This window comes from Clostridium sp. OM05-6BH (genome assembly GCF_003481635.1).
GTDB lineage: Bacteria > Bacillota > Clostridia > Lachnospirales > Lachnospiraceae > Butyribacter.
This window is the reverse complement of sequence record NZ_QULH01000022.1, coordinates 25,566-33,427: the sequence shown is the minus strand read 5'-3', so window position 1 is coordinate 33,427 and position 7,862 is coordinate 25,566. Positions and strand designations below refer to the sequence as shown.

Here is a 7,862-nt window from a genome sequence, read left to right as displayed (position 1 = left end):
GGCTTCACTATTGGTGCGGCACTCGGGCTCGGAGTTGTTGTCCGTGCAGGTGTCGGCAGTGGCGCTGCACTTGGCATTTTCGTTGGCGTTGCGGTCGTTGCAGTGCTTGGACTCGCTGTCGGTTTTGTTGTCGGCGCAGTGCTTGGACTCGCTGTCGGTTTTGTTGTCGGTGCAGTGCTTGGACTCGCTGTTGGCTTCACTATTGGTGCGGCACTCGGGCTCGGAGTTGTTGTCCGTGCTGGTGTCGGCAGTGGCGCTGCACTTGGCATTTTCGTTGGCGTTGTCGTTGGTTTCGCTGTCGGCACCATCGTTGGTTTCACCGTTGGAGCTATGGTCGGTTTTGCCGTCACATCCATAGTCGGACTAACATTGGTCGTCTCTGATGGTTGTACTATTGCAGTCGGCTTCGGTGTCACTACCCGCACCGGAGTGGCAACAGGCATTGGTTTTGGTCTCCTAATAACTATCTTTTTCGGCAATACTCGAACGTGACAAACCAATTTCTTTTTGCCTACTTTTGCAACAATTTTTGTTATTCCTATCTTTTTCGCCCTTACCAGTCCTTTTTTACTGACTGTCGCTATTTTTTTCTTACTGGATTTCCACTTTACCTTCTGCTTTTTCTTTAAATTTTTCACTTTGAGCTTTTTTTTGGCCCCAGCGCGCAAAGTTATCGTTTTTTTGTTGAGCTTTGGCGCCTTTGCTGCCTCGGCGAGCATAACCGATGATGTGGAAGTTACCACTAATGCTGCCGCCAGCACGCCGCACCAAGCTCTTGTGCATGATTTCTTTTTCACTTTTTTCTCCTTCCGCCAACTATCTGTCAACAGTTACATTTAATACCTCACTCTTCTTTAATAATATCCGCAAAAGTCGCCCCGGATGCCTTCGCTAAATCCTCCGGCTGCAGAAGAATCTGTACGCCTCTTCTTCCGCCGCTCACAGCAATCTTGTCCTGCTGTTTTGCGCTCTCATGAATCACCGTTGTATACTGCTTTTTCATACCGATCGGAGTACATCCTCCGCGAATATAACCGGTCACTTTGTTGATCTCTTTGACCGGCACCATTTCCACATGCTTTTCACCAACTGCACGTGCCGCCTTTTTCATATCAAGCTCACGATGCACCGGTATTGCATATACATAATAGTTGCCGCTCTTGCCCAATGTAACTAAAGTCTTAAATGTCATTTCGTAATCCTGCCCAAGTTTGTCAGCGACATCCATTCCGTCAACAAATTCTTCACATTCATAATTCATCAACTCATACGGAATCTTTTGCCGATCCAACATTCTCATCGCATTGGTTTTTACTTCTTTACCCATGATGTCATCCTCTTTTACTTAAATTAATTTTACCTTATCGATAAGATCAATAACAAGGTTTGGATAATACACTGTTCCGTCATTATATGCACCGGCGCCCAGGCCCATAACAGCGTAATCTCCACTCCATAATAATGCTCTGGCACCACTGCTCTCGATCATACTGTTAGCAAATCCGATAGCATCCATGTTGCCGATCAAAACACGCTCTCCCCATGCGCCAGGTGCTATCCCTGCGGCACGGATCGACGATCTAATATCACTACTGGATCTTGATGCATCACTTGCATCAATAATTCCTGCTGAAACAATCTCGCTGCTATAAGATTTGGCTGCTGCGCTAAGCTTCGTATTAATACGGAATGCGCTTTGTCCCTGATTTACCAAATATGCATTCAAAAGTTCTCCGCTTTCGGTTGCCATTGCGGTCTGCACCTCTGCCGGATAATTTAACTGCAATGTCGTTTCACTAACATTTGTCATATCATCCACCAAAAAGCTGTCGCTAAATGCCTGAATACAATATACCTGGTTGCTTCCGAGTGCATCCACAAATGCGATAACTTCCGTTCCCTTGATCGTCTTTGTATATGCACCGGCTGCGCTGCCTGCCAAATACCAGTCAACGCTGGTCCAGCCATTCGATGCTAATGTACTCGCCGGCGTTCCATAAGATACCTCGCCTGCATAAGACATTCCCGGCGCAATTGCTGTAATTCCGATCACTTCATTATCCTGCAAATATGCCAAAATATAAGTGCTATATTTCTGATCATATTGGTTTCCGCTCAGGCTGGAATTATTGCCATTCTCACGAAATGCGATCACATCAAATCCCTGTGGAGATTTTTCTTCACGTTTCACGTCAGTCGACTTGCTTGCCAGTGCATTATTAAACGCTGTCTTTGTCATTCCAACCGAAAGCTGTCTGTTTCCTACCGTCAGTCCTGATGAACTTGGTACTGCTGTTGGCGTCACTGACGGTGTTTTACTTGGTGCTGCTGTTGGCGTCACTGACGGCGTTTTGCTTGGAACTGCCGTTGGGGTACCGGTTGGCGCATTCGTTGGTGCCGGCGTCGGAGTACTGGTAGTGCCACTCGTTGGTGTCGCACTTGGTGATGCACTTGCAGATGGCTCCGGTGTCTTCTGTGCCGCTCCCTGTACTATGATCTTATCCGAATTCAAATAATATACGGTTTCTGTCATATTATCAACCAAACGCACATAAATCGTATTTACCGTACCTGTCTGCAAAGTAAAAGACTGATCATTTCTAGGATGATTTTTCCAAAAACCTTGTCCAAACTCTTCTCCTTCGTGACTTTTCAGTTCATCCAAAGACATCTCTCTACCGTAAGTATTCGTATAATACAAAGAGCCGTCAAAAATATCTGTGTAACCAATTCGGATCGTTGCCGCTTCGGTTACTGTTACATCCTTCAACGGTCTGTGGTATGCATTCCACGTCGTTGCGACATTATCATTCAAAATAATCTTCGCTGTCGTTGGGTCTCCCTCTTCTGAAGGTTGCGTTGTCTGCGAAGGATTATCGGACACCTGTGGATTCTTGCTTGGTAAAGTTCCCGGATTAGCAGTTACTTTCGCCGTAGCTTTTGGCTTAGCAGTTACTTTTGCCACAGCTTTTGGCTTAGACGTAACTTTCGCCTTTTTCTTTGCCTTGACAACAACTTTACAGGTATACTTCTTTTTGCCGATTTTGGCAACAATTTTAGCCGTTCCTTTTTTCTTCGCTTTGACAACACCCTTCTTAGTTACTGTCGCAATTTTTTTCTTCGAAGAATACCACTTTACTTTCTTTTTGGTCCCTTTCACCTTCAATTTAGCCTTTTTACCAACAGTCAATACAAGCTTTTTCTTGTTTAGCTTGACCTTTGCCTTGGCATCAGTCTGCTGCCCCGGTACAAACACCGATGTGATCACTAACGCTCCGACAAGCACAAGGCTCATCCATTTCTTTCTCTCTTTTTTCATGCTATTTCCACATTCCTTTCTCTGCCCGCTGGCTTGTCAGTTTTTGCATTCGCCACAGGCACAACATTAAAATCACGGATTTCATCCCAGCCACTCTAAAATGCCACTCTCACATAATCTACAAAGTCAATGACCAAATATGTGTAAAACACATCGTCACCATTTTCAAAATATGCTGCACTTCCAAGCCCCATAACGCCGAGTCCCTCTTCATCGCAAAGCTGCGCTCTTGCCGCCTGACTCTGCACAGCAGAATTTGCAAAACCAATGGCATCCATATTGTTGGCCATAATTCGCTCACCCCACTGTCCGCACTGTAAACCTGCGCCGACGATCGCCGATTTAATCTCAGAACTGCTTCTAGTCATGTCTGTCGCATCTGTTGCACCGGCTTTTGCCATCGTGTTGCTGTAGCTTTGTGCCACACCACTTAATTTTGAATTGATCGCAAGGGAACGCATTCCATAAAAAGTGAGATATGCATTGAGCAGCTCCCCACTCTCTGTTGCCATCGCCTTTACCACTGCATCGCTGTACGTACATGACGCATCCTGACTGGAAAGATTGGTCATTCCATCAATAGAATAGGCTTTATCAAACGCCTGTATACAGTAAGTCGTCTGGGTTCCATAATAATCTACAAACGCCAGCACATTCGCATTGGAGGTCTCTGTGGAATAGGCTCCTGCTCCGACTACATCTCCTCTTGTTTCATACCAATCTACCGATGACCAAGCACTTGACGATTCTAAAGCAGCTGCACCGGTTCCTGCTTTTACTAAAGAACCATATGCCATTGATTTACTGATACCACAAATACCTACGACCTTGCCGCTTTTCAGATACAGCAAAATATATGTACTAAATTTGTCATCGCGCGAAACGCTGGAGTTGTTACCGTTTGGTCGGAATGCAAGAACATCAAATCCCTGTGGAGATTTTTCCGAACGCAATATATCCGTCGAAAGTGAACCCAATACCGTGTGCACCTGTGCCAATGTCATACCAAGTGTCAGATTGCGTCCTCCAATCTGAAAGATATCCCCATTTAGTGCTACATTCTTACCCGGTGTACCAGTCACCTTCTGTGTACCGCCATTCGTTTTCGAACTGTTATTCTTACGGTTTGTGTTTTTATTGCTTTTTTTAGTGGCAGCTGCTTTTACCGTTACTTTGCAGACATATTTTTTCTTGCCAACTTTAGCAGTGATCTTAGCAGTTCCTTTTTTCTTTGCCTTGACAACACCTTTTTTCGTAACGGTCGCTACCTTCTTTTTATTGCTGGACCATTTTACTTTTTTCTTGTTGTTCTTTAGCTTTAACGTAGTCTTTTTACCAACTTTTAAAACAACTTTCGTTTTGTTTAGCTTCACCTTCTTCTTGGCGGCAGCCGCAGCATCCATGCTCTGTGGCATTATCATTGCGGCAGCTAGTGCTAATGCTAATACACGCGCCCATGGCTGTCTTCTTTTTTTCATACGCTCCTCTTTTCCATGCCGATTGTACGACATTAATTTTCATTTCTATGTTACCTTTTATTATATGATATTCTTCTCTATTTCTCAACCGTTTTCGTACAGTATTTATGCGGTTTGTACGAATTTACATCTGACACATTTCTGCCATTTTTGGAACCCCATTGATAAGCAGCTCTAACTTCCGGTATGGAAAGTTTCCTATAATGCAAAAAACAGTTTTGATATTCTCGAATGAGAATACCAAAACTGCTTATCGTATTTACCTACTCTGCGTTCACTATACATTGTTCAGGCACGAGCATTGCATCGCACTGTATTATTTACCTAGCGTGCTGACAAGATTAATTCTCGTCAGTGCCTTTTTAAGTGCTAATTCTGCGCGTACCATGTCTACCTGCTTCTCACCGCTTCCGATACGACGTTCTGCGCGGAGCTTTGCCTCTTCTGCTCGGTGCACATCGATCTCATCCGGCCACTCGCAGGCTTCCGCAAGCACCGTAACCTTATTGCCGCGAATTTCCACAAATCCATCCAACAAAGCCGCCTCACGTACTTTGCCTTCCTGATGGATCTTGACAACACCCGGTTCAACAATTGCCGTAAGTGGGATATGTCCCGCCAGCACACCGATCTCACCTTCTGTTGTCCGCATTTCAACCATGTCCACTTCCTCGTCAAAAAAGATTCGGGTCGGAGATATGATCTGCAAAGTAAATGTTTTGTCTGCCATATGACCCTCCTTTCTTATTTGGAAGCCATTCTGGCCACTACCTCGTCAATATTTCCGGCATTCAAGAAATAGCTCTCCGGAATATCATCGTGCTTACCATCTAAAATCTCTTGGAATCCACGAATCGTCTCACTAACCGGTACGTACTGTCCCGGCAGGCCTGTAAACTGCTCTGCTACATGGAACGGCTGCGACAGGAAACGCTGCACTTTACGCGCTCTATTTACAACGATCTTGTCTTCTTCTGACAACTCGTCCATACCAAGAATTGCGATAATATCCTGCAATTCCTTGTATTTCTGCAAAATCTCCTGCACGCCACGAGCCACTTTATAGTGTTCCTCACCGACAATATGCGGATCGAGGATACGTGATGTTGACTCCAACGGATCTACTGCCGGATAAATACCAAGCTCGGAAATCGCACGCGAAAGTACAGTTGTTGCGTCCAAATGTGCGAATGTATTTGCCGGAGCCGGATCAGTCAAATCGTCCGCCGGCACATAAACCGCCTGTACTGATGTGATAGATCCTGTTTTCGTTGAGGTGATCCTCTCCTGCAATGCACCCATCTCCGTCTGCAGCGTTGGCTGATAACCTACGGCACTTGGCATACGTCCAAGCAACGCAGATACCTCTGATCCAGCCTGTGTGAAACGGAAAATATTATCAATAAACAATAAGACATCTTTTCCGGAACGATCACGGAAATTCTCTGCCATGGTAAGTCCTGTAAGACCTACTCGCATACGCGCTCCAGGTGGCTCGTTCATCTGACCGAATACCATCGTCGTTTTATCAATAACACCTGACTCGATCATTTCATAATACAAGTCATTTCCTTCACGAGTACGCTCACCTACACCGGTAAATACGGAATATCCACCGTGCTCCTGCGCGATATTTGTGATCAACTCCTGGATCAATACGGTTTTACCTACTCCGGCGCCACCGAACAAACCAATCTTACCACCTTTCTGGTAAGGGCAAAGCAGATCAACGACCTTGATTCCGGTTTCCAAAATCTCTGTTTCTGTCGACTGCTCATCGAATGCCGGCGCTTTTCTGTGGATCGGGTCATATCTCACCCCTTCCGGTGCCGGTTTTTCATCAATTGGCTCACCTAACACATTAAAGATACGTCCCAATGTAGCTTCGCCTACCGGTACAGAAATCGGTGCGCCCGTTGCATGTGCTTCCATACCGCGAACCAAACCGTCGGTTGGTCCCATGGCAATACAACGAACTGTGTCATCACCCAAATGCTGTGCCACTTCCACTACGAGCTTTCCACCATCTTTCAACGGGACATTGATTGCCTCGTTAATCTCCGGCAGTTTGCCCTCTGGGAATTTAATATCGATAACGGCACTGACGATCTGCGTCAGCTTACCAACATTTAATTCTGCCATTTAATTTCTCCTTTTTATTTTGCTATGAAATCGCGGATGCTCCTGCGATAATCTCCGTCAATTCCTGTGTAATAGATGCCTGACGGGCTCTATTATATTTTAGCGACAAGTCACTGATCATCTCTTCCGCATTACTCGTTGCCGAATCCATTGCCTGCATACGTGCACCGTTTTCACTGGCATGTGACTCCACAAGTCCGCCAAAGATCAGGCTGTTCACGTACTTTGGAATAATCGCATTTAATGCTTCTTCCGGTGCCGGCTCATAATTCATCAACGTGATGCGATCGATCGGGTTCTCTTCTACGTCCTCCGCATCTGCTGTAATATCGGATGCGTTGATCGGAAGCAGTTTCATCATCGTAGGGATCTGTACCATCGTGTTCTTAAAGATCGTATAGATCAGATAAATCTCTCCGATCTCCCCCATCGTAAACTTGCTCAAAACTTCTTTGCCAATCTCCGATGCATCTGCATATAATGGTTCGTTGATCGCCTCCGAATAATCTCCGGCTATGGTGTAACCCTCACGCTCCACGCTGTCACGACCCTTTGTACCAACTGCATAGACCACTGTGTTTTCCGTAGTAAAACGTTCGTCTTTCGTCAACAGTTTCACTGCATTCGAGTTGTAACCACCTGCCAATCCGCGGTTCGATGTGATCAGGATCACTGCTTTTTTGTCAGACCGGCTTTTTTGCAAAAACGGATGGGACATTTCCCCGGACTTGGCGATCATCGCTGCCACAGCCTCATACATCGCATCAAAATAAGGTTTTGATACTTCTGCACCGACTTTTGCTTTCTGCAGCTTGACAGAGGAAACAAGTTTCATCGCTTTGGTAATCTGTCCGGTACTTTGGACACTTTCTTTACGCCGTTTGATATCTCTCATTGACGCCATTGTCTCTTACCTCCCCTCG

7 protein-coding genes are annotated in these 7,862 nt (G+C 45.6%); all 7 read right to left on the bottom strand.

The window, feature by feature from the left end; all coding sequences use genetic code 11:
* Positions 1 to 797, bottom strand: a 797-nt coding sequence (locus DXB73_RS12785; RefSeq protein ID WP_182448513.1) for an Ig-like domain-containing protein, incomplete at its 3' end; no start/stop codon positions are given.
* Between the two features lie 47 nt (positions 798 to 844).
* Positions 845 to 1,327, bottom strand: coding sequence for a Cys-tRNA(Pro) deacylase (gene ybaK, locus DXB73_RS12780; RefSeq protein WP_118506961.1), 483 nt, complete (start codon positions 1,325 to 1,327; stop codon positions 845 to 847).
* Between the two features lie 18 nt (positions 1,328 to 1,345).
* Entirely contained in the window at positions 1,346 to 3,319 is a 1,974-nt protein-coding gene (locus DXB73_RS14985; protein WP_243104072.1) for an Ig-like domain-containing protein, read from the bottom strand.
* Between the two features lie 95 nt (positions 3,320 to 3,414).
* Positions 3,415 to 4,797, bottom strand: a complete 1,383-nt coding sequence (locus tag DXB73_RS12770; protein WP_182448311.1) for an Ig-like domain-containing protein — start codon at positions 4,795 to 4,797, stop codon at positions 3,415 to 3,417.
* 316 nt (positions 4,798 to 5,113) lie between these two features.
* Positions 5,114 to 5,527: an ATP synthase F1 subunit epsilon gene (gene atpC / locus DXB73_RS12765; RefSeq protein ID WP_022024765.1), complete on the bottom strand. Its 414-nt coding sequence runs from the start codon at positions 5,525 to 5,527 to the stop codon at positions 5,114 to 5,116.
* Positions 5,528 to 5,541: 14 nt separating this feature from the next.
* Entirely contained in the window at positions 5,542 to 6,939 is a 1,398-nt protein-coding gene (gene atpD, locus DXB73_RS12760; protein WP_118691155.1) for a F0F1 ATP synthase subunit beta, read from the bottom strand.
* 22 nt (positions 6,940 to 6,961) lie between these two features.
* Complete coding sequence (atpG, locus tag DXB73_RS12755) at positions 6,962 to 7,843, bottom strand: ATP synthase F1 subunit gamma (protein WP_118691154.1); 882 nt, start codon at positions 7,841 to 7,843, stop codon at positions 6,962 to 6,964.
* Positions 7,844 to 7,862: the final 19 nt, after the last annotated feature.

What these genes read in the sequence shown, in the direction of transcription:
- atpC (WP_022024765.1), bottom strand. Translation starts at nt 5,527, where the DNA reads ATGGCAGACAAAACATTTACTTTGCAGATCATATCTCCGACCCGAATC.
- ybaK (WP_118506961.1), bottom strand. Translation starts at nt 1,327, where the DNA reads ATGGGTAAAGAAGTAAAAACCAATGCGATGAGAATGTTGGATCGGCAA.
- DXB73_RS12770 (WP_182448311.1), bottom strand. Translation starts at nt 4,797, where the DNA reads ATGAAAAAAAGAAGACAGCCATGGGCGCGTGTATTAGCATTAGCACTA.
- DXB73_RS14985 (WP_243104072.1), bottom strand. Translation starts at nt 3,319, where the DNA reads ATGAAAAAAGAGAGAAAGAAATGGATGAGCCTTGTGCTTGTCGGAGCG.
- atpD (WP_118691155.1), bottom strand. Translation starts at nt 6,939, where the DNA reads ATGGCAGAATTAAATGTTGGTAAGCTGACGCAGATCGTCAGTGCCGTT.
- atpG (WP_118691154.1), bottom strand. Translation starts at nt 7,843, where the DNA reads ATGGCGTCAATGAGAGATATCAAACGGCGTAAAGAAAGTGTCCAAAGT.